This is a genomic window from Nostoc sp. (assembly GCF_036916975.1).
Taxonomy (GTDB): domain Bacteria; phylum Cyanobacteriota; class Cyanobacteriia; order Cyanobacteriales; family Nostocaceae; genus Nostoc.
On record NZ_JBALFF010000024.1, the window covers coordinates 1 to 23,467 of the forward strand.

General features: G+C 42.1%; 14 protein-coding genes and 1 pseudogene. 11 read left to right on the forward strand and 4 right to left on the reverse strand.

What is annotated here, in order from left to right:
* Nucleotides 1-88: 88 nt before the first annotated feature.
* The 3 genes and pseudogenes from V7K73_RS04285 to V7K73_RS04295 form a co-directional block, all read left to right on the forward strand.
* A pseudogene (locus V7K73_RS04285) lies at nucleotides 89-958 on the forward strand (pyridoxal phosphate-dependent aminotransferase); the annotation flags it as partial.
* An 874-nt stretch (nucleotides 959-1,832) separates the two neighbouring features.
* A complete protein-coding gene (locus V7K73_RS04290; RefSeq protein ID WP_334877449.1) occupies nucleotides 1,833-2,270 on the forward strand; it encodes a secondary thiamine-phosphate synthase enzyme YjbQ in 438 nt (145 codons plus the stop codon).
* Nucleotides 2,271-2,497: 227 nt separating this feature from the next.
* On the forward strand, nucleotides 2,498-3,550 hold the full coding sequence (locus V7K73_RS04295) for an aromatic ring-hydroxylating dioxygenase subunit alpha (protein ID WP_334877451.1): 1,053 nt from the start codon (nucleotides 2,498-2,500) through the stop codon (nucleotides 3,548-3,550).
* A gap of 211 nt (nucleotides 3,551-3,761) precedes the next feature.
* Here V7K73_RS04295 and V7K73_RS04300 read toward each other — a convergent pair whose 3' ends face one another.
* Nucleotides 3,762-4,439 carry an SDR family oxidoreductase gene (locus tag V7K73_RS04300; protein WP_334877453.1) on the reverse strand — a complete coding sequence of 226 codons (678 nt, stop codon included), beginning with the start codon at nucleotides 4,437-4,439 and terminating at the stop codon, nucleotides 3,762-3,764.
* 209 nt (nucleotides 4,440-4,648) lie between these two features.
* Between V7K73_RS04300 and V7K73_RS04305 the strand changes: the two genes are divergently transcribed.
* The 6 genes from V7K73_RS04305 (at nucleotide 4,649) to V7K73_RS04330 (ending at nucleotide 13,964) form a co-directional block, all read left to right on the forward strand.
* The gene (locus tag V7K73_RS04305) at nucleotides 4,649-5,044 is read left to right on the forward strand and encodes a hypothetical protein (RefSeq protein WP_334877455.1); all 396 of its coding nucleotides are present in this window, start codon (nucleotides 4,649-4,651) and stop codon (nucleotides 5,042-5,044) included.
* 444 nt (nucleotides 5,045-5,488) lie between these two features.
* Complete coding sequence (locus tag V7K73_RS04310; RefSeq protein ID WP_334877459.1) at nucleotides 5,489-7,252, forward strand: WD40 repeat domain-containing protein; 1,764 nt, start codon at nucleotides 5,489-5,491, stop codon at nucleotides 7,250-7,252.
* Between the two features lie 642 nt (nucleotides 7,253-7,894).
* Complete coding sequence (locus tag V7K73_RS04315; RefSeq protein ID WP_334877461.1) at nucleotides 7,895-11,299, forward strand: pentapeptide repeat-containing protein; 3,405 nt, start codon at nucleotides 7,895-7,897, stop codon at nucleotides 11,297-11,299.
* Between the two features lie 567 nt (nucleotides 11,300-11,866).
* The gene (locus V7K73_RS04320; RefSeq protein ID WP_334877463.1) at nucleotides 11,867-12,427 is read left to right on the forward strand and encodes a Uma2 family endonuclease; all 561 of its coding nucleotides are present in this window, start codon (nucleotides 11,867-11,869) and stop codon (nucleotides 12,425-12,427) included.
* A 116-nt stretch (nucleotides 12,428-12,543) separates the two neighbouring features.
* Nucleotides 12,544-12,735, forward strand: coding sequence for a hypothetical protein (locus V7K73_RS04325; protein ID WP_334877465.1), 192 nt, complete (start codon nucleotides 12,544-12,546; stop codon nucleotides 12,733-12,735).
* A 92-nt stretch (nucleotides 12,736-12,827) separates the two neighbouring features.
* Nucleotides 12,828-13,964 carry an AI-2E family transporter gene (locus V7K73_RS04330; protein WP_334877466.1) on the forward strand — a complete coding sequence of 379 codons (1,137 nt, stop codon included), beginning with the start codon at nucleotides 12,828-12,830 and terminating at the stop codon, nucleotides 13,962-13,964.
* 324 nt (nucleotides 13,965-14,288) lie between these two features.
* Here the strand turns inward: V7K73_RS04330 and V7K73_RS04335 are convergent, their stop codons facing one another.
* From V7K73_RS04335 to V7K73_RS04345, 3 genes are all read right to left on the reverse strand, one after another.
* Nucleotides 14,289-15,128, reverse strand: a complete 840-nt coding sequence (locus V7K73_RS04335; RefSeq protein ID WP_334877468.1) for a DUF928 domain-containing protein — start codon at nucleotides 15,126-15,128, stop codon at nucleotides 14,289-14,291.
* A 606-nt stretch (nucleotides 15,129-15,734) separates the two neighbouring features.
* Nucleotides 15,735-18,062, reverse strand: a complete 2,328-nt coding sequence (locus V7K73_RS04340) for a CHASE2 domain-containing protein (protein ID WP_334877470.1) — start codon at nucleotides 18,060-18,062, stop codon at nucleotides 15,735-15,737.
* Nucleotides 18,063-18,236: 174 nt separating this feature from the next.
* Nucleotides 18,237-19,202, reverse strand: a complete 966-nt coding sequence (locus V7K73_RS04345) for a DUF1822 family protein (protein ID WP_334877472.1) — start codon at nucleotides 19,200-19,202, stop codon at nucleotides 18,237-18,239.
* 1,018 nt (nucleotides 19,203-20,220) lie between these two features.
* Between V7K73_RS04345 and V7K73_RS04350 the strand changes: the two genes are divergently transcribed.
* Together V7K73_RS04350 and V7K73_RS04355 are read left to right on the forward strand one after the other, a co-directional pair.
* Nucleotides 20,221-22,548 carry a CHASE2 domain-containing protein gene (locus V7K73_RS04350; RefSeq protein ID WP_334877474.1) on the forward strand — a complete coding sequence of 776 codons (2,328 nt, stop codon included), beginning with the start codon at nucleotides 20,221-20,223 and terminating at the stop codon, nucleotides 22,546-22,548.
* 27 nt (nucleotides 22,549-22,575) lie between these two features.
* Nucleotides 22,576-23,346 carry a DUF928 domain-containing protein gene (locus V7K73_RS04355; protein ID WP_334877475.1) on the forward strand — a complete coding sequence of 257 codons (771 nt, stop codon included), beginning with the start codon at nucleotides 22,576-22,578 and terminating at the stop codon, nucleotides 23,344-23,346.
* The last annotated feature ends 121 nt before the right edge of the window (nucleotides 23,347-23,467 follow it).

The window sequence follows — 23,467 nt, forward strand, 5'->3', positions numbered from 1 at the left end:
AACTATCTTTTCTCGAAGCTCGACAGAGTATGACTTCATTTAAAGGTATTTATATTTTAATTTAGTGTACCTCATAACAGACGCAAGTGCTGTAACTAACCCAGGCGATGAAATTATTCTGAATACGCCCTACTATTTCAACCACGAAATGGCGATCGCAATTGCTGGTTGTCGTGCAGTGTTAGTGGCGACAGATGAAAATTACCAACTGCGAATAGAAGCGATCGCTCAAGCAATTACTCCCAAAACGCGGGCTGTGGTAACAATTTCACCAAATAACCCGACTGGAGTTGTCTATTCAAAAGCAGCATTGCACCAAGTAAATCAAATTTGTGGCACTCGCGGCATTTACCATATTAGCGATGAAGCCTACGAATACTTTACCTATAACGGGGTAAAACATGTTTCCCCTGGTGCATTTGCCAATAGTAGCGAGTACACCATTTCTCTCTTTAGCCTTTCCAAAGCATACGGTTTTGCCAGTTGGCGCATTGGCTACATGGTGATTCCCAAACACTTATTTGTTGCCGTCAAAAAAATCCAGGATACGATTTTGATTTGTCCGCCAGTGATTTCCCAATATGCAGCTTTAGGGGCATTGCAAGCAAAAGCGGAGTATTTGGAGAGTAATATAGGAGCGTTGGCGCAGCCCGCCGTAGGCATCGCTCAAGTGCGGCAAGTAGTACTCGACTCCCTTAGCCGCTTACAAGGTTTATGTAGTATTATACCTGCCAATGGCGCTTTCTATTTTTTCCTGAAAGTTAATACTCAGATGGATGCTTTTGAGTTAGTTAAAAGACTAATCCAGGAACATAAAGTAGCAGTCATTCCAGGTACAACCTTTGGCATGAATGACGGATGCTACCTACGCGTTGCCTATGGGGCGCTGCAAAAAGATACGGCAAAAGAAGGTATAGAAAGATTAGTGCAAGGATTGGAAAATATAGTTGGGAGTTAGGAGTTAGGAGTTAGGAGTTTGGAGTTAGGAGTTTGGAGTTAGGAGTTTGGAGTTTGGAGTTTGGAGTTTGGAGTTTGGAGTTGGGAGTTAGGAGTTAGGAGTTAGGAGTTTGGAGTTAGGAGTTTGGAGTTTGGAGTTTGGAGGTTGGAGTTTGGAGGTTGGAGTTAGGCAGGGCTATTTCGTTCTAAACAGAAACCGCCCAGAACTGAAGTTCCTCTCTTATAGCTAAAGTCCGTTTTAACGGACTATAACCTTTTATCAGTCGTCTTTAGACGACTTTCGCTATTAGAACTCAGAATTCATTCTGAGGCGGCCTAGATGAGAATGAAATAGCCCTGGGAGTTGGGAGTTAGGAGTTAGGAGTTAGGAGTTAGGAGTTAGGAGTTAGGAGTTAGGAGTTAGGAGTTAGGAGTTTGGAGGTTGGAGTTAGGAGTTAGGAGTTTGGAGTTAGGAGTTTGGAGTTTGGAGTTTGGAGTTAGGAGTTTGGAGTTTGGAGGTTGGAGTTAGGCAGGGCTATTTCGTTCTAAACAGAAACCGCCCAGAACTGAAGTTCCTCTCTTATAGCTAAAGTCCGTTAAAACGGACTATAACCTTTTATCAGTCGTCTTTAGACGACTTTCGCTATTAGACTCAGAATTCATTCTGAGGCGGACTAGATGAGAATGAAATAGCCCTGGGAGTTGGGAGTTAGGAGTTAGAAGTTAGGAGTTAGGAGTTAGGAGTTAGGAGTTAGGAGTTTGGAGTTAGGAGTTAGGAGTTAGGAGTTTGGAGTTTGGAGTTGGGAGTTGGGAGTTGGGAGTTGATATTTAATTTATAAGGGCGTTACACTGTGTTGGCGTACCTTGTCGGTAATTCAAAATATAAAGTTGAAGAGATGCCAATTATTAATAAATTAATTGAAATTGAAACTAAACCAAAAATTAATATTCATAATATAACACCACAAATTCAAGATTTTCTTGCTTCAACATCAATTAAAAATGGACAAGTTTTAGTATTTTCTCGACACACAACAACAGCTTTAGCTATCAACGAAGATGAAGTCAGATTGTTAGAAGATATAAAAGTATTCTTGCAAAAATTAGCACCGGAATCAGACAGCTATTTGCATAATGACTTGCATTTAAGAGATGTCCCCGAAGATGAACCGATTAATGCTCACTCTCATTTAATGGCAATGATGCTGACAACTAGTGAGATAATTCCCATTGTGGATGGTAAATTAGCTCTGGGAACCTGGCAATCTGTATTGTTTTTTGAGTTGGATGGGCCGCGCAAAAGAACGGTATTTGTCCAAATTTCTGGTGAATAGTGCAACTTCATACCTACAATCCTCCCACAACCTAAATCTGAGAGAATTACCTTCTCTGTATTTGGCTCGTAGTTGCGCTTTAGCGCTAAAGCGCAACTACGAGCTAGTGATGATTATTTGCGCCCACTTACTTACAGCAATTAAAACCCTAAAAGAATGTTTTCAAGCATAACCTTCCTTTCCACAAACCAGAACTTTCGTTGTGACAAAGGCAGACGCAATTAGTGATGAAAAATAACGATAACTTTGTATTACGTAATACTTGGTACTATGCTCTGCCTAGTAATCAGATCAAGCCAGGTATGATGATTAGCCGCATTTTCTTGGGAGAGCCGGTGCTGCTAGTCCGCAGCCAGGATGGTAAAGTCTCTGCGATGACGGATATTTGTCCGCATCGCGGTGTCCCCTTGAGTTGTGGTAGATTCAATGGGCAAGAAGTGGAATGCTGTTACCACGGTTGGCGCTTTAATCCGGCTGGACGCTGCACTGCAATACCATCTCTTGTAGAGGAACAGCAGATGGATTTGAGCCGCTTTGACGTACATTCTTATGAAATCCGAGAAGCACAAGGGAATATCTGGATATATATAGCCGATCCCGATAACCCTCAACCTGCTTCGGAGATGGAGATTCCGGTAATTCCAGGGTTTGGCGATCGCTCTCACCAGTTCGTAGAGGTGGTAAAATTCCCTTGTTTTATAGATCACGCAGTGGTAGGTCTGATGGACCCTGCTCATTCACCTTATGTTCATCGCGCTTGGTGGTGGCGAAGTGAAAAACTGCACGAAGAAGTGAAGCAATTCGATGCTTCGCCCTACGGCTTCACAATGCGACGACACCGATTACCAGCAAATGGGGGTCGATTATATTGGCTGATTGGCGGTGGTGTGCCAGAAACGGAGATTTCTTTTCGTTTACCTGGAGTCAGAATAGAAGAAACCACAATTGGGAATCATCGAGTCGTTAATTTAACGGCAGTTACACCCATTTCAGACACAGAAACTGAGGTAACTTTTGCTCTTTACTGGACACTTCCTTGGGTAGGATTTTTCAAACCTTTACTACATCTGCTGGCGCGGACTTTCATTGGCCAAGACCGAACGGTTGTAGAAAAGCAGCAGATTGGTTTGAAATATAACCCCGTGCTACGACTGATTAAAGACTCAGATATGCAGGCGCAGTGGTACTACCAGCTAAAGCGAGAGTATGCTAAGTCTGTCGCAGAAGGACGAGAATTTGTGAACCCTGTCAAGGGTCAAATACTCCGGTGGCGTGCTTAAATAATTCGTAATTCGTAATAGAGCCTCCGGCACGCTGCGCGAACGTAATTCGTAATTACATTTTGTGACGAACGCACAAAGCCTCTCGTAGAGTTGAGTGCTGTTGTGGGGACGGTTTGGGACTCGCATTACAACGTGCGATTTAGCTGAGGCGTTCAATTCGCGCTGCCCTTCTTAGACTCTTGACTTAAACTGAACATAGTTCGTTAAATTACTCCAAGCTAAATTCTGCAAATTCTCTTTGCCCAAATAGCATATTTCGGTCTACGGCTGACAAAATTTTATTATTGGCGCGATTGCTATTTAAACAGCGACCAACTAACTGTGCGACATCTGCACGATTTATGCTACCAATAATGTGCGGATCTTCAGTTAAAACGCCATTACCCGTTGCTGGTTCTGACTTTAGTCCACCAGGACGGATGATTGTATAGGTAAGTCCACTGGCAATTAAGTGTTGTTCAGCTTTGTCTTTCTCAGCTAAAACTTTTCCTAGTACCGCTAAAACTTGGGGTGACGCAGCAACAACACTATTGCCAGCACCAATGGAAGACACAAGAATAAACTTTTGCACTCCAGCTTTAACTGCTGCATCAATCAGATTTTTATTACCGGGGTAATCCGGCCTTTCTACATCTGATGGTAAACCGCCGATTGTACTGATAACGGTGTGAATAGGTTCATCTGTCAGCATGGCGCGTTCTACATCGCCAACATTCAACGCATCTCCCAAGACTACCTCAATACCGATTTTTTCTAGTTCACTAGCAACTGCTGCTGTTCTCAGGAGGGCTTTTACCTTTAGCTGTTGCGCTGTGAGATATTGAGCAATTTCTCGACCAACACCGCGACTTGCTCCAGCCAGAAAAATGTAAGATGCACTTGTCATAATAAATTTAACTACTTACGCTCAAAGGATTTTATCAGAGGATTGTCACGAAAAACATGACATGAGCGCCTAACACACCCCTATATAACATGGTGCGTTAGGCTAAAGCCGTAACACACCCTACAAAAGAATTACTTAACCCACTTGTAGGAAGTATTCTAATAAACAATTGTGCAAATCTAACAAATAAGTTTTCAATGGATTTACTTATGGCTAAAAAATCTCAACCCAATCTAGAACAATACCAGGATGTCAGATTATCTGCCACCACAAGAATTTGGGTAATTACAGTCGCCATTCTCGGAGTTTGCGTCCCACTGTCAGCAGTTACTAAAGGCGGTGCTATTCTTCCTTTAGTTGCAATTGGTGGCGCAGCTGTTGCTACAGTTGCTATTTGGCGTTCTGATGAGCAAAAATCAAAAACTAACTATTTGCAACAGCAGCAAATAGAACTGTTAGAGCAAAGATTAGCGAATTTAGAAACAATTGTGAGCAGCGATGACTTGAATTTGCAAATGAAAATTAAACAGATTGAGGCAAGGGATACTTTTGGCGACTCCTCTGATGTAAGTACTAAACCCAGACAACCAAAACGCAAAGGTTAAAATAATTCGTAATTCGTAATTCGTAATTCGTAATTATTATACCGCAAGGGTTTCATGGATTTGGGATGGGTGGTTTACTTCCGTCGTGCTGTAATACGTTATTTTTGTGTAGGGATTTGTTGACTTAAGGTTACGGCAATCTTTGAAATCCGTCTCTCTTTAAATTTTCCTTTACAGCTATAACTGTTTTTAGGGAAACAGTATCTTCTTCTCCATCTCCGTTAGAATTGACTGACATCATTTAATTCTATATACTTCAACTGCATCAGTTCATGAAATGTCTAAGTGCAATAATCTCCATCTTTCCCGGAAACATCTGCTAATTGCTGTGTTTTATTAGACTACTAAAATTACTGAATTTTTAATTAACTAAGGTTATAAACTTGAGTAATTGCATTGGTATAGCTTACCGTAGGTATGCAATAGTTTGCCGCAGGAATGCAGATGGATTGGATTAGCTTACTCAAATCTCAACAAGCTGACTTCCTTCAACGTGTGAAAAAACCTAAAACTTATGACTTATCTTTGCTAGAAAGTCAAGTAAAAGGTTGTCACACTGAAATTATGGCTTTTTGGGGCGAGCCATTGGCTAGACTCCAAGAACTTTCTCGTCAACAAGCAGAAGTTGTTGCCAAAAATCCGCCGCCGACGCCGCCTGAATATCCTGAACCTCCTGATTGCACGATACCTTTTCCTAAATACTTCCAACAACAAGCCCAAGATTATCTTTTGCGGGAGCATATTGTTGATGGGGTGATAACTGAACGTTTGGGGAAATTGGTAAAAAAGGTATCACAAGATACTGTGGAAAATATGGTTTTAGATGATGAGGGAAATTTGGGTGGCGAAAGCAAATTTTCTTATGTACTAAAAGATAATCCTCAGCTGAGTATTCAAGTTTATGTTGCTGATGGAGAAAGTTTTAATGGTATTAAGAAAGACAAAATTAGGTGGTCGATTACTCAAGAAGATTTAAGAAAGCACCAAGTATTAATTTTTCTGTGTTTGTTTTATCCATCTACAGAGAAGCTAGGATACGAGGAAAAACAGAGCATAATTACAGGCTTTTTACCTGCAAATCAAATTGAACTTAATGAACCAAAACTCTACATTAATCCGAGTAACTTGTTGTATGCGGGGGGGTTGGGTTGGTATTTAGAATCACTTGTTGGTAAAAAAGACACGCTGCCATTAATTAATGATTTAGCGATCGCACATACAATACAAACTCTACCATCAGAGCATTGCCTTAAGGATATAGTCGGTGACTGGGAATGCTGGCAAACTTTGCAAGGACACAACAGAGGGATTAATTGCCTAGCTTTCAGTTCCGGGTGTAATAATGGCAAAGTACCCATATTGGCAAGTGGTAGTCGGGGAGAGACAAAACTCTGGGATTTAAGCAAGGGTGAATTAATAGAGACATTATCAGAGTATCCTTGGGTGATATCTGGACTAGTGGATGAAGTGAATTCTCTGGCTTTTAGTTCAGATGGACAGACTTTAGTGAGTTGCGGTGCAGATTCCACAATTAAGCTTTGGCATGTAGGCGCTTTAGACTTGATAGATATTTTGCACAAACATAATGGGGTAGTGCGGTGTGCTGCCTTTACCCCAGATGGGAGAATGTTAGCGACAGGCGGAGATGATAGAAAAATTCTGTTTTGGGATTTGATGCAACGTCAGGTTGCGATCGCACTCTCTTTAGATGATACAGCGGCTCATTCCCTAGTTTTAAGTCGAGACGGGGAAACCTTAGTTACAGGTAGCTATCGCAAAATTAAAGTCTGGCGTACCTTACCGCAGACGGGAGTCAAAAGTTTAAAGGACGCACAACCACTGCATACCCTCATGGGTCATTCTCACATCGTGCGTTCCTTAGCGATTAGTGCAGATGGTAAAATGCTGGTGAGTGGTAGCTGGGATCAAACGATTAAAGTTTGGCAATTGGAGAGTGGGGAATTACTTCATACTCTTAAAGGACATAGAGATAGAGTATATGCGATCGCCTTAAGTCCCGATGGTCAAATAATCGCTAGCGGTAGTGCTGATAAAACCATCAAATTATGGCATCTACAAACCGGGGAATTACTGGGTACCTTTACAGGTCATGGGAATATAGTTACAGCATTAGCTTTTACAGCTTCCGGTGAGATGTTGGTAAGCGGGAGTTTGGATAAGACGATTAAAATTTGGCAACGAAGTTAAACTAATTCGTAATAGAGCCTCCGGCACGCTCCGCGAACGTAATTCGTAATAATGCTCGTTCCTCCTACCGCTAGGCTAAGGAACGTAGATTAAATAAAATGGAAAACTTCATCATCATATCTAGCTTCCCTCTCCAATATATCGGCTACGGTGTACACACAAGTCTTGTCGCAGCCATATATTAATAAATCTCGCACTGCGTTTCTATCCCGCCTTGGAATGAATTCCGAGTCTAATAGCTGAAGTCCACTTAAGTGGACTTTAGCTATTAGCCCTGAACTTTAGTTCTGGGCGGGATGTCGGTGAGTTGGCAGTTTAAGGGACAGCCTGCGTTTCCAAGTAGCGAGTGAAATTATATACAATAGCTTATCAGTTGCCTACATTCACTGATACCGAGTTAAAACTGACAGTTAAACAAGTTTTTAGCTGGTTGAATTTGAATTAAGTAATATAGCGGTTCTAAATTGAGTGCAATATAAACCTAACCCCCAACCCCAACCCTTGTAGCGTTGGGGAGTAAAGCTTAAAGCCTCTCACCTTTTAGGAGAAAGGAATGGAAGTGAGGCCAAATTTTATTGCATACAAACGATAAGCGCTATCCAGGTTCCTTTTTACTAAATTAATACTGTTGGAGAATAGTCTATGGCGATGACGAAACTCTGGAAGTTTTTACAAAACATTCAAGATTTCAACTGGACACAAGGCGTAGAGATAACAAAGACTGGAGCCGAAGCTGCTAAAGCCGTGCTTGATTTGGCAAAAGCCATCAAAGAGCAAAAATCTAATATTCAAAACTTAAAACCTTATGTAGAACAGATTTCGTCGCTATTAGATGTATTTAATTCTCCTCTGGGTCAAATTACTAAAGAAGTAATTCCCTTTGCACCCATCGCCATTACCATCCTAAAGTTTATTATTGATGCAACCAACAAAGAGCCAAGTTTAGAAAACTGTGTGCTACTAGTTAGTCAGGCTGCTTACATAGATAGCTTTCAGGATATTCTCAAACAAGATTCGGAATTACTCAATAAAATTGATCAAAATCTTCCCGCTTATAATGCTTTAGCTTTGCAGATTCAGAAATTAGGTGAGCAAGAATTTGATGCGCGGGAAGTGAAAAAAGCTATTCTCTATTTCCATGAATCTCAATTAGCAGAATCATTTAATCAGATTTTACAGCAACGCTTGCAAGAGGCGGGATTAGATGATACAGAAGCAAAAACCTTAACTGAACGGGTGGCGCGTCACACCGATGAAAATATGCAAGACGCATTGCTAGAAGTCGGGGATAAAGCAGACAAACTTTGGAAATGGTATAGCGCCGGAGGAAAAGAAAAGCTAGAGAAAAATCTGAATATTGAAGATTATTTAGAACAGGTAATTAAACCAAAGCCAGAAGAAAACATTTTTGATGAAACTCATATTACTTTTCGGGATTTGTATGTACCTTTGCAAGTCAAAGAACTAGATGTTAAAGATGATGCAAGTCTGGAACTGGAAGCATGGGTTAAAGCAATACTGAATGACTCAGATACAAAACACAAACAAGTTTTGTTTATTCAGGGCGAAGCCGGACGGGGGAAAAGTGTATTTTGTCGGATGTTTGCTGCTTGGGTACAGCGCGAATTACATCCCAGCTTTACCCCAATTCTGATTCGGTTGCGAGATTTGCGCGTACTAAAAGATAACTTAACTGATACTCTAGAGAACTATTTACAACATCTTGATTTTGTCACCAGTGATTCCGGCTGGCTGACTGATAAAAATACTCGCTTTTTATTTTTACTGGATGGGTTTGACGAGTTGTTGCTGGAAGGACGAGCCAGCGGCGGCTTGAAGGAATTTTTAGAACAGGTGGAACAGTTTCAAAAAGACCGCCTTTGCCATCATCAATTTTTAGTTACCGGTCGTCCCCTGGCGCTGCAAGGAAATGAGCGCTTCCTGTCACAAACCAAAAGCTTGAAGCGCGTCGAACTTCAGCCAATGGATGACTCGCTTCGGCAAACATGGCTGGAAAAATGGGCGGTTGCGGCTCAAGTTAACAAGAGTGAGTTTGAAGAATTTTTACAGGCTTCTCCTGATGAAGTCAACAATAAATTAGCACGAGAACCTTTACTACTCTATTTACTGGCACGGATGCACCGAGACAACCGTCTTAAAGTCCAAATGTTTGCAGGTGCAGAGGGTATTAAGGCAAAAATCCGCATCTATGACGAAGCGGTGAAGTGGGTATTAGAAAAACAGCGTGAGAGTGAAAATCAGAATGATAACTCTCGCTTGACTGGATTTGAAAGTGAAGATTTACGGCAGTTTCTCACCGAAGCCGCTTTGTGTGTCGTGCAGTCTGGGAATGAATCTGCCAGAGTGACGATGTTAGAAACACGGCTCAAAAACAGCCAAAACCCAACAGCAAAGTTAATTCAGGATGCCAGACAGGAAAATGGCTCCCAAAAAAAGCAACAAGATAAGCTACTCAATAATTTGTTGACGGCATTTTATATTAAACCAGCTTCCGGCGATAAAGGTGGCTCAGTAGAGTTTGTTCACAAGAGTTTTAGCGAGTTTTTATTTGCAGAAAGGTTACTAGAAAGCTTTGTGGATTGGACAACAAAAGTTAGCAAGCGTCAGCGCGAAGAAGACTTGGTTAGTAGATTCGCAATGGAAAGGCAAATTTACGATTTATTGGGGTATGGTAATTTAACGCCTGCGATCGTGGAATATTTGATGGGGTTGTTGGCTGAGAGTTTAGAATTTCAAGAGGTGGAACGCTTGTGTCAACTGTTCCAAAGATTAGAGGATTTCTACTTCCGTTGGTGCGATGGAGAATTTATTGATGCAGAAGATGTAAACCTGCCTCAGATGAAGAAAAAACAATTGCGGGAGCAAGTACCAGAGCGAGAAAATCACTTGGGATTGCGACAGGTGGATGTGTGTACAGGGCTGAATGTGATGATTGTGCTGTTAGAGTTGCATCGTTATGCTCAAAGAAAAGATGACCTCAAAGATAAAATTAGCTTTCACCCCTGCGGTAAACCTGATACCGATCAATTTGACTCACAACGCTTGCTTCGTATTATCGGCTATAGTCACTGCCTGAGTATCTCTGCTTTTAGAGAAAACTTAAGATTATTTCTCAGCCGTGCCAACCTCAGCCGTGCCGATCTCAGCGGTGCCAACCTCAGCCGTGCCAACCTCAGCGGTGCCGACCTCAGCCTTGCCAACCTCAGAGATACCGACCTCAGCCCTGCCAACCTCAGAGATGCCAACCTCAGCCATGCCTACCTCAGAGGTGCCAACCTCAGCGATGCCTACCTCAGCGATGCCAACCTCAGCGATGCCTACCTCAGCGATGCCAACCTCAGCGATGCCTACCTCAGCGATGCCAACCTCAGCGATGCCTACCTCAGTAGTGCCAATCTCAGCAGTGCCAACCTCAGCGGTGCCAACCTCATCGGTGCCAACCTCAGCGATGCCTACCTCAGCGATGCCTACCTCAGAGGTGCCAACCTCAGAGGTGCTAACCTGGAAGAAATTGTATGGAAGAGTGACACAAAATGGCTGAATGCAAAAGGGCTGCATGAAGCAGTATGCATATCTCCAGAGTTGGCAAAAGACAAAGCTTTTGCGGCTGCGATCGCCTTGAGTCAGGGCATCAGTTGGGTGAGAGAAGGCAAAATTAAAGAAGCACAAGAAGCTTTCAAGCAAGCCCAAATATTTGATCCTAGTTTGAAAAACTCTGCTGAATTTTGGAATAGCATCTGCTGGGTTGGCTGTTTACACGGTTATGCTAAAAATGTTCTTCCTATTTGTGAAAAAGTTGTTATTCTAGACCCTGACAATAAACGCTATCAAGACAGTCGAGGGCTAGCTAGAGTACTGACTGGCGACTTGGTAGGGGCATTAGAAGACTTTCAGGCTGCTGTAGACAGTGGCGCACTTGATTACTATGTCAAGCAGCGACGGTTACGCTGGATAGAAGCGCTGAAGTCAGGCAAAAATCCCCTCACGCCAGAGGAATTGGAGGAGTTGCGGCAAGTTGAGGACTAATTCGTAATTCGTAATTCGTAATTCGTAATTAGGGGGGAGGACAAAAATATTTGTTAGATAGCGATCGCACTTTCTGCAAAAATCTTTGTAAGTTAGCAATCAACTAAGGAACAAGAATTAAATAACATACAATTTATGTCCCTAGCATTACCTCACCCTCAATCCCTCTCCTTATAACGGTGTATACACAAGTCTTGTCGCAGCCATATTTTTATAGGGATAAACCCCATCTTTAAAGACGGGGTTTATTGTTATTGTTATAAATCTCGTACTGCGTTTCTATCCCGCCTCGGAATAAATTCCGAGTCTCATAGCTGAAGTCCACTTAAGTGGACTAAATTGATTATTCAGTCCACTTAAGTGGACTTCAGCTATTAGCCTTGCACTTGAGTGCAAGGCGGGCTGTCGGTGAGTGTGACAGTTGTCCCCCTAGCTTTTAGTGATGTGTCAGTGCAAGTTCATCGCCTCGTAGGTTTCCTAAAAAGATAATTGCACCTGTCAGCAACGAAGGATGCGAAGCGTAGCTAATGTACATAATTAAAATATCCCCCTCTATGGTACTAGCTTATGGCGATCGCAATTCAACCCCAACTAACTTTAGATGAGTTCCTCAAACTACCAGAAACTGAACCAGCATCAGATTTTATCAAGGGAGAAATCATTCAAAAACCAATGCCCCAAGGTGAACATAGCCGAGTACAGACTAAATTTTGTAATGTCATTAATAACGTAACTGAAAGCCAAAAAATTGCTTACGCTTTCTCAGAACTGCGCTGTACCTTTGGTGGTGCTTCTATCGTCCCTGATGTGTCTGTGTTTCGCTGGGATAGAATTGTTAAAACTTCAACTGGCAGAATTGCTAACCGCTTTGATATTCATCCTGACTGGGCAATTGAGATTCTTTCCCCAGACCAAAGGTTAAAAAAAGTGTTGAGTAAATTATTGCATTGTTCGCGCAATGGTACTGAAATCGGCTGGTTAATCAACCCAGAAGACGAAAGTGTGCTAGGGATTTTTTCTGGAGGGCGATTGGAATTATCCGAAGGTGCTGATAAATTACCCATTCTTGAGGGTATCGAATTGGAATTGAGGGTGGAACAAGTTTTTGGCTGGTTGAGTTTGACGTAAATAATCTTAGGCATTTCCCAAAGAAAGTTGCAAAGGATTGTATCTGTAGGTTTATTGTAGAAACTGGGCGGTACAGCGCTTCGTGTGTACCACAAAAATTTATATGCCGTACTTTTATGCAAAATCAACTAGGATTGGTTCTGAAACTGCTTTTACTCTCGGCTTTGTTATCGGTATTGATTAAGTATGCAGGGCCAAGCTTATCAATTCCGGCGACAGCAACCAACGCGCTAATTATAATATTGTTGCCAATTGTGATTATAGCGATCGCGCTACTGTGGCGATTTCAAACACAAAAACAAAATTAACAAGACAAGCATCCACGCACAAGTGACTAAAATCGGTTAATCTAGCTGAATTACCAAAAAAATGCATCTCGCCAACCGTTGGGAGTCAGCCTGTGAACCTCGGTCAATGGATCGGCTTAATCGCCATACTTCTTTCTTTATACATCCTCTGGCAAATTCGAGAAGTGCTTTTGCTCATGTTTGCCGCAGTTGTCTTAGCCACCACCTTAAATCGGCTAGCGAAACGCTTCCAACGCTTTGGCATGAGGCGTGGATTCGCCGTCATCCTTGCAGTAGCTATCTTTTTCGCAGGTGTCGTGGGTTTTTTCTGGCTAATTGTACCGCCATTTGCACAGCAGTTTCAAGAACTAACAAATCAGGTTCCTAAAGGGTTTGAGCGCTTTAATGGCTGGATTGATGCCCTGAGAACTCGTATTCCTAACCAGTTGGTTCCCTACATTCCAGATATCAATAGCCTCATCCAACAAGTACAGCCCTTCGTCAATCGGCTACTAGGAAATTCCTTTGCCTTTGTATCTGGCTCTTTGGAAGTTGTCCTGAAGATTTTGCTAGTGTTGGTTTTAACAGGAATGATGTTAGCCGATCCCGTGGCTTATCGCAAAGTATTTGTGCGGCTTTTCCCCTCATTTTATCGACGGCGGGTAGATGGAATTTTAGATAAATGTGAAGTCTCTTTGGAGGGATGGATTACAGGCGCTTTTATTGCCATCTGTGTAGTAGGGCTAATGAGTCTGATTGGCTTATCAATTTTGCATGTCAAGGCAGCATTGGCTTTAGCGGTTTTAGCGGGATTTTTTAACTTAATTCCCAATCTAGGCCCCACAATGAGTGTAATACCAGCAATGGCGATCGCTTTCTTGGATGAACCTTGGAAAGCGATCGCTGTCTTAATTCTCTACTTTTTTATTCAACAGACTGAGAGTAATTTTATCACGCCCGTTGTCATGGCGCATCAAGTCTCATTACTACCCGCTATCACCTTAATTGCCCAACTATTTTTCGTCACTTTCTTCGGCTTTTTAGGATTATTTCTGGCGCTACCCCTGACTGTTGTCGCTAAAATTTGGTTGCAAGAAGTACTGATAAAAGATGTTTTGGATGAATGGGGAAATGACCATAAAAAAGAGACTGAGCTTGTGATGGTTCCTGACTCTCTTGCAGCAGATGATAATTGGACAGCAGAAAACCCCGATATTAATCGGGAGCGACGGATTGATGATGATAAGTAAGTAGGTCAAATTAAATATAAAACCTCATCCTGCCTCCGGCTTCCCTCTCCTTTAAAAACCTCACCCTGCCTCCGGCTTCCCTCTCCTTTATAAGGAGAGGGATTGAGGGTGAGGTAAGCTTGGGATATAAATTGTATGTTATTTAATTCTTCTTCCTAAGAGATTGTTTGAAAAGTATTATTACTAACATCTAAGCCTCAGAAATATAACCCATTGAGCAACCCTTCCCTAGAAGGTAATGTGGGTTTACAAAGCCTCTCGACCTTTCAATAAGAGGAATAGAAGCTGGGTTTATAGTATAATTTGCGACTTTTCAAACATCCTTTAAGGTTTTTCCGAAATAATCGGTTCTGCTGCAATATCGTTTAAATGGATGCTGCTTAACAAATTTTCCCACTCTGCTTGTAGTGCTGCATCTTTAGGATTTTGATCGCGCAGTTGGGCCAGTGTCGTCAGTGCCTCGTACCATATCCCATTTTGGGCATAGATAGCATAGCGCTTTAGAGGTTCTGTGGTTTGTAGCTCTTTGAGAGCGGCTGGTTTGAGTTCGATTCGTTGTATTACTCCTCCGACGAAAATCAGGGAAGAATTCTCTTGCTGGTCACAGTTAACGGTTAAAAACCAGCGATATTGTTTGTTTAGCGCCAAAGCAGGAGCATTGGTAGGTAGAGAAACGCGGATGACTCCTGCTTTATCTGGGAGAGCGATCGCTTTTTGGTAAATGTCGTTAGAGTCCTGATCTTGCAGCACAAATTCAACTTCATACGGCAAATCTTTGGTATACGGCACATAGAAAAACCAACTTGGGTGTTCTACGGTTGTCTGTCCCCAGACATTAGTCACTGAGTTAGGTTCCTCACTAAAAGGCACTAAAGCAGTCAGGTCAGGTTTAGTAACAGTACCTGGACATGTCGGGCCGCGCTTGGCTCCACCACGAACGCGACCAGCAGGAGCCGGACCAGATGGAATTGTGGGTTCATTAAAGGCTGTGGCTTGAGCAAGGTTAGTTTTAACATCAGCGCGTAGGCGTAGCCCGCCGTAGTCATCGCTAGGTAAAGAACCAAGAGTTGGTTTTGCCACTACTGGAGTCAGGCTAACTAGTAAAATGGTGCAGCTAAAAGCTACTACTAAAAACCGTTTTTTCGGTTGTAAATTTGACTTCATAAAAACCTTACCTTAAATATGCAAACTTTGTAGATTTATCTGCTGGTTATCTACAAATTTTATAAAATAATCTTTCCTATTCTCTATTCAGGGCTATTTCATTCTATTTTTACGGCAGTTTTTAGGAATCTTTTTCAGAAAAATAAGAATTTAAACGCGATTTAAGTTGAGAACCGTAGTTTTTGCCCTCACCCTAAATCCCTCTCCCACATCTTTGAGAGGGACTTTGAAAACGTCACATTTTAGAATGAAATAGCCCTGATTCTCTATTGAACTCCAAAAATTAAATTCTCCAAATTTTTCTGTCCAATCCAATTATCAGATTATTTTCCCTTAATTGCCTAAACATATAAATTTTCTTAACTAAGTGTATTGCCCTAGTACTACAATACAGCCCAAGTCACGCATTCAAAAGGTTGATATATTAAAAGGCTTGTGCCTTAAAATAGTAAGTTTATTTACGCCGCACTGTACTAGTGACTCCCAAAAATTAAATTAGTCAATTCTTGTATCAAATACGACTATCCGATTTATTCTTCCCCTGCTCCCCTGCCCCCTGCCCCCTGCCCCCTACTCCCCTGCTCAAGAGCCTCTGCGGTTAGTCCCTTATTTTCTACTAACCACGCGAGCTTTTATTGTTGTATATATTGAGAGCAAGCCAACCGTGGCAACCAACGACAAAGCCGAAGGTACAAAAGGCACCCAAGCACCCACAATTAATAGACTACAAACTAAATATAGAACACTAGAGGTAATAATAACTGCCAATCCTAACCAAGGTAAGGAAAGCTTTCGCCAAGCCAGAACTCCCCCGATCAAAGACCAGCCCCAAATCCAGGCCACCTCAGCCCACAATGACCAAACCCGCAGCAACGGTCGTCCATCTTGCACTGCACTAAGGATTTGGCTGATCATCTGCGCTTGTACTAACACTCCAGGCATTTGCTCATCTAAAGGAACGCCATAGGGTGTAGGCCAGGTGTCTGGAGAATCCCCCTTTGCCACCACACCAATCAAAACAATTTTATCTTTAATAGCACTGGGGTTAATTGGACTAGATAAAAATTGGGTTAGCTTCACCTGTTCGGCTATTTGTTTTGGGGAACGGTAATTGAGTAAGATTTGACCACCATTGGCATCAATATTTTGATAGCCGCCACTACGAGATTTCAGGTTCTCAAAAATAGTTTTACCTAACTGCAAATTCCCTTCAGGGGTGAACTTGGGTTCAATTCCTGAAGGGCGTAGATAGAAGAAGGCGAGTTTTAGACTAAATGCAAAGGGAGCAGGACACAACGATGTCACCTCTTGGTTCATGAACAGCAGATGCCGACGGATAACTCCATCACGATCGTGAATAAAGTCACTGAATCCTAGATTTGTTGTGGGGATTTCTGGCGGCGGCTGATTACCTGAGATATTTGCTGTGACATCGCTCCCTTTACATACGCCAATCAAATTCTGAGTTTTTTGCAGACGAGTAATTAAATCTGGTTGTTTGGCTTTAAAATCACGGTAGATATCCAAGCCGATCGCGCGGGGTTGGTATTGATTCAGTTTTGCCAGGAGTTTGTTGAGAGATTTTTCGGAAATGGAAGCTCCAATCAAATCCTCGTTATTTTTTCTTTGAATTGCCAAATCATCATCGTCAATTGTGATTATCAACAGTCGGGAATCAACTCCCTGTGCAGGGCGCTGACGCATCATCAAGTCATAGGCTGCAATCTCTGGATTTTCCAGAAATCCTAGCAATCTCGCCCCACAAACCAAGGCTGTAATCGCCAAACTAGATAACAAAGTTGTTGTCAATCTGTGTCTGATTGACAAAGCTAAATTTTGCTCCCCTTTAGTTTCTGTAGACCTTAATTCATCCCAAGTAGGTGCTATCTGCGCGGGATTTTGGCAAATTATTGGTAGCCAAGTCGCACAAGGAAATTTATCTTCAAGTCCTTGTAACCGTTCCCGCGCTTGGCGTACCGCTTGATATAAAGACTTGCCACTGGCATAACCTTCGAGAAAATACTTTAAGAACTCCTTGGCAACCAGGTCTGGAACAGGTTCACGCATGACGATCATCTGAGGGATTTGCAAATCAGCCAGTTCTCGCGCCAATCCCAATCCATCACAGGAGTTGAATATAGCTAGTTGCAAGCCGTTTTCAATGGCTTTTTTCAAAGCATACTTTAACTCGCCAATGGTGAGGCTATCAGTTTTATTCAGGTAAATTCGTCCGCTTTCTCCATTTTTGTTACTAGAACTATGCCCAGCAAAAAAGAGAATATCCCAGTTTTTTCCCCAAAGATGCTCAGTCAATTCCTGACGTTGTGGTTCTACCAGAAAGCTAACCTCTGCATTACTACACTGTTGCAGTAAAGCTTGATCGGCTTGGGTGTCAATTCCCTGACTATTGCCCACGATCGCTAAAATGTTGACTAATGAATTTTTTGTGCTTGGTTTTTGAATGCGATCGTAAGATGGTGAAGAAAGGGCGATTTCAGCCTTGGGGTAGCGTTCTAACAAATCCCACAGATGCCAAGGTAATAGCTGTAATTGGCTATTTTCTGTTTGCAAAATCACCCGCACTTCTTCGGTGGATGACAATTTTTCTAACCATTTTTCCCTCAAAGGGCGAAACTCTTCTGCTCGTAGCCAGGTATTAAAGCGGTCTCGCAAAATATGAGAAGCGTTTTCACAGTCTTGAATCATCGATACATTCGTCACCTGCATTTTGTCAGCATGAAGACGATAACGATTGCCTATCTGCCGATAACTAGACTGCCAATGACTGTAATAGAGTGGCATTTCGGGAAATGAAGGTAGTTTCCCTGTAACTTCTGCTGTAGCACGCTCCCGTTCTTCACCAATTTCGAGAGTGACAGCAAACCCTTGCTCAAAACTACCCTCTCCGAATTTTAGAACCACTAACTTACCCATCCGTCGCTATCCCCCTGTACGAAACCATGCCCTGTTCTCATGTCTCATAACAAGCTCTACAAACATTTACAGATTTTTTTCAAAATCCCCAAAAGCTGGCTTGAATTTTTAATTTTTAATTAATCAATTAACACTTAATAAGTTACCGACAAAGTGGGAAGATAGCTAGATGTTTTAAATCCGAAAATGTTCGGTAATGCTAGTATCATTTATGGCTACCTGAACGCTAAATTGCTCTCTAGGTTCACCGCGAAACTGCAACTGAATGTAATTATCTAATCTTCTAGATTGAGCATTTAGAAATACTGTTCCCGAACTATCTAAAACAGTGAGATGAACTCCGGGTGGCAAGTAGATGTGATTCCCAGTAGCGTGCAATTGTAGATGAATACTGGTTTGCTGATCCTTTTCTGGGCTGATTTGCACAATTAACATGACGGGTTGGTTGAGAATTTGGATACCCAAATCAATCAGTTTTGCACGTTTAGTAATTGATTCTGCTAGGTTAAGGGCATTTAGTTCTACAGTATCAGCACTGCGAAAGGCATAAGCTGGTCTGAGTTCCGGCACATTCCATAAAGATTCAACAGTCTGCCAACCTGTCTCAAATATACCAGCAAACCATTGACTTAAATTAATCAGTGGATTTGGAGATTGGCGCAGTTGATCCACATGGTCAATAAACGCTTCCAATGGTTGCAGTTGCGCTAAAGGCAGGGTTTCAGTTTCGACACTAGGGATAAAACCAAGCAGCTTGGCTTCTTGAAGCGATTCATCAATTTGAACTACTAAATAACCCACCCGTTCTTCCCAGGTTTCTGGAGGAATAGAACATATCTGCTGATGCAGATGCACAGGGCGACACTCCAGACGACCAATTGAGGGAATTTCTAAGTCAGCTACATCCCCACAGAGACGCATGACGGGGTTCCAGCTGTCACTAGCTTGCAGGTCAGTAGGAATATCCATCATTGCTAAGTAGTCATTCACCACGCACACAGCCAATGTATTCAGCCGAACTTGCTCTGCTTTTTCAGAATTTGGCTGCTGGTTAGCAAATTGCTGGGCAGTTATGCGAGCTGATTGAGAAATCGGTAATGTTAAGGGGGAATTGTCTAGCTGATAGGTGGATTTATTCATAAGGAACTTCTTAATGATCAATGCTGCTATATAGATATCACCCGCATTAACTAAATTTATGCCACAAAATAGAGAATGATTTTTGAAAAAAAATAATGGATTGCAGCCTTTACCATCGCAAGAAGGCTGACACTGTACCTACATACATTTCTTTATAAAACTTACGCATTAGGTACGAAATGTAGGGGCAATTCATGAATTGCCCCTACGGGAAATCAGGGCTTTCACTGCCTTTAAAGCGTAAGTCCTGTTTTAATGTCTGAGCGAAAAGTTTTGTAACGATTGTGCTTAGTTTGTGTAAAAATCGGAATTTCTACATGAGATAAGTAGGTAGGCATAATTAAATCTCATCTAAGTTGAGAACCGTAGTTTTCGCCCTCACCCTAAATCCCTCTCCCAAATATGGGAGAGGGACTTTGAAATTCTAGCTCCCCTTCTCCCTTGGGGAGAAGGGGTTGGGGGATGAGGGCAAATCTTTTTCAAAAGAGTTGAACTACAGGTTTCAAGATAGACGTGGTTTAAATATAAGATAAAACCTCAGCCTCAATCCCTCTCCTTACTATTGTCGGGGTCAGCCGGAGGCAGGGTGAGGTTTTATATTTAATTTAACCCACTTACTTATATACAGATTTGCAAGTTGATGCATTTGAATTCAAGGTCTTTTATGATTAACGGCTGGAGAAAACAACTATAGCAATCCGATTTGATTCCTGAATTACTTGTAGAAACTCAATACTGGGGACTGTTAAGAAGGAATAAAGGTGTACTGAGTTTTTTTCAAAAATGAAATATGAGTTCTAAGTAGGTGAGCGCAAATAATCATTACTGGCTCGTAGTTGCGCTTTAGCGCTAAAGCGCAACTACGAGCGAAATACAGAGATTTTACTTTTCGTTACATAGTTTGGTTTTATCTTGCCTACCTACTTATAGATGTACTTAGTATTAAATTGGTTCTGGGAAATATTAGGGTTATAGAAAGTTTTCTCATCTGAAGCGAAAAACAATAGGGGTGCTGCAAATGGGAAAGTTAGTTGTTCTAAAGCTAGATGGGGATTTGGAGTTAGGGGTGCGGGTGACGCTCGATATTGGAGAAGATGGCAAACGCCCCAGCATAGAAACATCTGGTTACTTACCTCCGAATCTAAAAATAGCTAAAGCAATTGACGAGTGGCGGTCAACTTATCGTAGTCTAGGAAATGGCCGCATCAAAGCCAAAAAAATTATTTACGATGGTTCTATTACCCAACGGCGTGATGAGTGTCAAAACAAAGCTTGTGAGTTGCGATCGCACTTAAACCACTGGCTAGAATCAGAGTCATTTTGGCGGATTCGGGAAAAATTGCTTAAATACTTAATGCCCAATGAGGAGGTGCGAGTGCTGATTCGCACTGCTTCTATGCAGCTAGAGAAACTTCCTTGGCATCTATGGGATTTGATTGATCGGGACTACCCCTTCAGCGAAGTAGCTTTGAGTCTTCCAGAGTTAGAACAAGTAACCGTATCGCAGACATCTACCTACAGACATAAAATAAAAATATTGGCGATTTTGGGCGATAAAGCTGGTATTAATATAGACGAAGACTGCGAACTATTAAAAAAATTGCCCAATGCTGTCACAACCTTTTTGATACAGCCCCAACGTGATCAAATTAACGAGCAGTTGTGGAGCCAACCTTGGAACATTTTATTTTTCGCTGGTCATAGTAGAAGCGAGGGTGAAACTGGTCGGATCTATATTAATGACAAGGATAGTTTAACAATTGCAGACCTGAAATATGCGCTGAGAAATGCTGTTACCAATGGGTTACAGTTGGCGATTTTCAACTCTTGTGATGGATTGGGATTAGCGCGAGAACTACAAGATTTACATATTCCCCAAATTATTGTGATGCGGGAACCTGTACCCGATCTTGTGGCGCAAGCATTTTTAAAGCATTTTCTGGGAGCTTTTTCTTCAGGCGCATCTTTATATATTGCAGTTCGCACCGCTAGAGAAAAACTGCAAGGATTAGAGGACAAATTTCCAGAAGCAACTTGGTTACCGATAATTTGTGAAAATCCTGCTGTCATAGCGATGACTTGGCCAAAGCCGGGAATAAAATTTAACAGCCTACTGATAAAGGGATTGCTAATGAGCGTGATGTTCACCATCAGCGTACTAGGAGTTCGGCAAATGGGAGGATTGCAAACATGGGAGTTACAGGCTTACGATCAATTAATGCGATCGCGTCCCCAAGAAAAGCAAGATTCGCGTCTGTTGATAGTCACTGTCACCGAAGAAGATTTTCAGTTACCAGAGCAAAAAGAAAGAACAGGGTCACTATCGGATCTAGCACTAACCAGACTTTTGGAAAAACTTGCACAGTTCCAACCCAAAGCTATAGGTTTAGATATTTATCACGATCAGTCATCACAACGCAATCAAGCTTCTTTAGCGGCTAAGTTAAAAATAGATGACATTTTTGCCATTTGTAAAGTTCAAGAACTCACAAAAGACCGTCCGGGAATTTCGCCTCCTTTAGGGGTGACGCTACAACGCCAAGGATTTAGTGATATTATCCCAGATACAGACCGCGTTCTGCGTCGTCATTTATTGGCAATGCAACCAGCAGACGTAACCTCCCCTTGTACGGCACGCTACGCGCTTAATGCTCAACTGGCATTCCACTACTTGGAGGCAAAAGGTATCTCTGCCAAATACACTGACTCAGGGGATTTACAGTTAGGCAACGTTGTTTTTAAGCGGTTGCAGCCTCATAGGGGTGGCTATCAACTAGCGGATACAGGCGGCTACCAAATATTGCTCAATTACCGCTCTTTCCAAAATTCTCCTTTAGAAATTGCTCCAAAAGTTACATTGACAGATGTTCTTAGGGGTAAAGTCAACCCTGAACTAGTCAAAGACCGAATTGTTCTCATTGGTACTACTGCCCAAAGCTTTCGTGATTATAGTCCTACCCCGTACATGACTGGGCAAGGTTTTTCTGAAGAAATACCAGGGGTGATTCTGCAAGCACAAATGGTGAGTCAGTTGGTGAGTGCGGTGATGGATGGGCGACCTTTGATATCAGTTTTGCCCGTTTGGGGGGAAATTTTGTGGGTTTGGAGTTGGTCAGTGGTTGGAGGTGCGATTGGTATAGCCGGATCAGTGGCGATCGCACTAAGCGATCGCTCAAGACTATATTTAGTATTGGCGGGAGGAGGTGTACTTGGAGTCTTATACGTTTTTTGCTTAATTCTCTTTTACCAAGGGATTTGGGTTCCGCTAGTTCCGTCAGCTTTGGTTTTAGTGGCTACTGGCGGCACAATGGCAATTTATCTATCAAAACATTGCAGCGACAACTGATTTTTACTACTTGAGGTATAAATAAAAATGAAGTTATCTGTGCAAAAGATTCAAATTTTCCTCGCCGTTAGTTTAACATTCCTTAGCTGTATAGATGTGCAGGCACAGCCCACAAATTCCAACGGACAATTAAACCAATCCTTAATTTTCGCAGCACCACCCCCACCGCCAGACATCGGGGAACCAGGTAAGCGAGCAGAAGCAGGTAGTCGTGGTTGTGGTCAGGATATAAATAAGCTCCAGACATCTTCTCAAAAGCGGCTCACAGCTTTAGTACCTGTTTATTCAAATTCAGAATTGGTGTTTGGCACAACGATCACAGAGTATCCTAGTTTCTTATTCTATGTTCCTTATCCATCCGACTTTGTATCTGGAGAGCTTGTGCTAGAAGATGAAGCACAAAATCAGACTATTTACAAAACTTCTTTAACGGGGACACCAGGAGTAGTTAGCTTTCGTTTGCCATCAAAAGCAGCACCTTTAGAGATTGGCAAACAATACCGATGGTATTTTAACATCTACTGTCAGAAGGATAAGCAAATTATTGCTAATATTGAAGGTTATGTAAAAGGGGAGCAACTAAAACCTGCGTTGAAAACTCAACTAGAAAAAGCAACACCACGCCAGCAAGTAAACCTTTATGCGGCTAATGGTATTTGGTATGATGCGTTGAGCGTTGCTAGTGAATTACGTCGCACGAATTCGCAAGATACTTCTTGGACGGTGCTGTTGAAAGCTGTGGGTTTGAATGATTTTGCAACTGAACCAAGAGTAGAGTGCTGCAATTTAGAGAATTAGGGCGTTGCATAAATGTCTTTAATGCGTGAATTTTGAATTGTTAATTTTTGGAGTTCCCTTAGCAGTGAAGAGCGATCGCCTTTGGAGAAAAGTCAGCGATGCTCTACACTGACTCAATGCA

Bases quoted from the DNA above. Each gene is read 5' to 3' on its own strand.
- V7K73_RS04350 (WP_334877474.1), top strand. From the start codon at position 20,221: ATGGGAAAGTTAGTTGTTCTAAAGCTAGATGGGGATTTGGAGTTAGGG.
- V7K73_RS04315 (WP_334877461.1), top strand. From the start codon at position 7,895: ATGGCGATGACGAAACTCTGGAAGTTTTTACAAAACATTCAAGATTTC.
- V7K73_RS04310 (WP_334877459.1), top strand. From the start codon at position 5,489: ATGGATTGGATTAGCTTACTCAAATCTCAACAAGCTGACTTCCTTCAA.
- V7K73_RS04305 (WP_334877455.1), top strand. From the start codon at position 4,649: ATGGCTAAAAAATCTCAACCCAATCTAGAACAATACCAGGATGTCAGA.
- V7K73_RS04340 (WP_334877470.1), bottom strand. From the start codon at position 18,062: ATGGGTAAGTTAGTGGTTCTAAAATTCGGAGAGGGTAGTTTTGAGCAA.
- V7K73_RS04295 (WP_334877451.1), top strand. From the start codon at position 2,498: ATGAAAAATAACGATAACTTTGTATTACGTAATACTTGGTACTATGCT.
- V7K73_RS04355 (WP_334877475.1), top strand. From the start codon at position 22,576: ATGAAGTTATCTGTGCAAAAGATTCAAATTTTCCTCGCCGTTAGTTTA.
- V7K73_RS04320 (WP_334877463.1), top strand. From the start codon at position 11,867: ATGGCGATCGCAATTCAACCCCAACTAACTTTAGATGAGTTCCTCAAA.
- V7K73_RS04300 (WP_334877453.1), bottom strand. From the start codon at position 4,439: ATGACAAGTGCATCTTACATTTTTCTGGCTGGAGCAAGTCGCGGTGTT.
- V7K73_RS04335 (WP_334877468.1), bottom strand. From the start codon at position 15,128: ATGAAGTCAAATTTACAACCGAAAAAACGGTTTTTAGTAGTAGCTTTT.
- V7K73_RS04345 (WP_334877472.1), bottom strand. From the start codon at position 19,202: ATGAATAAATCCACCTATCAGCTAGACAATTCCCCCTTAACATTACCG.
- V7K73_RS04325 (WP_334877465.1), top strand. From the start codon at position 12,544: ATGCAAAATCAACTAGGATTGGTTCTGAAACTGCTTTTACTCTCGGCT.
- V7K73_RS04290 (WP_334877449.1), top strand. From the start codon at position 1,833: ATGCCAATTATTAATAAATTAATTGAAATTGAAACTAAACCAAAAATT.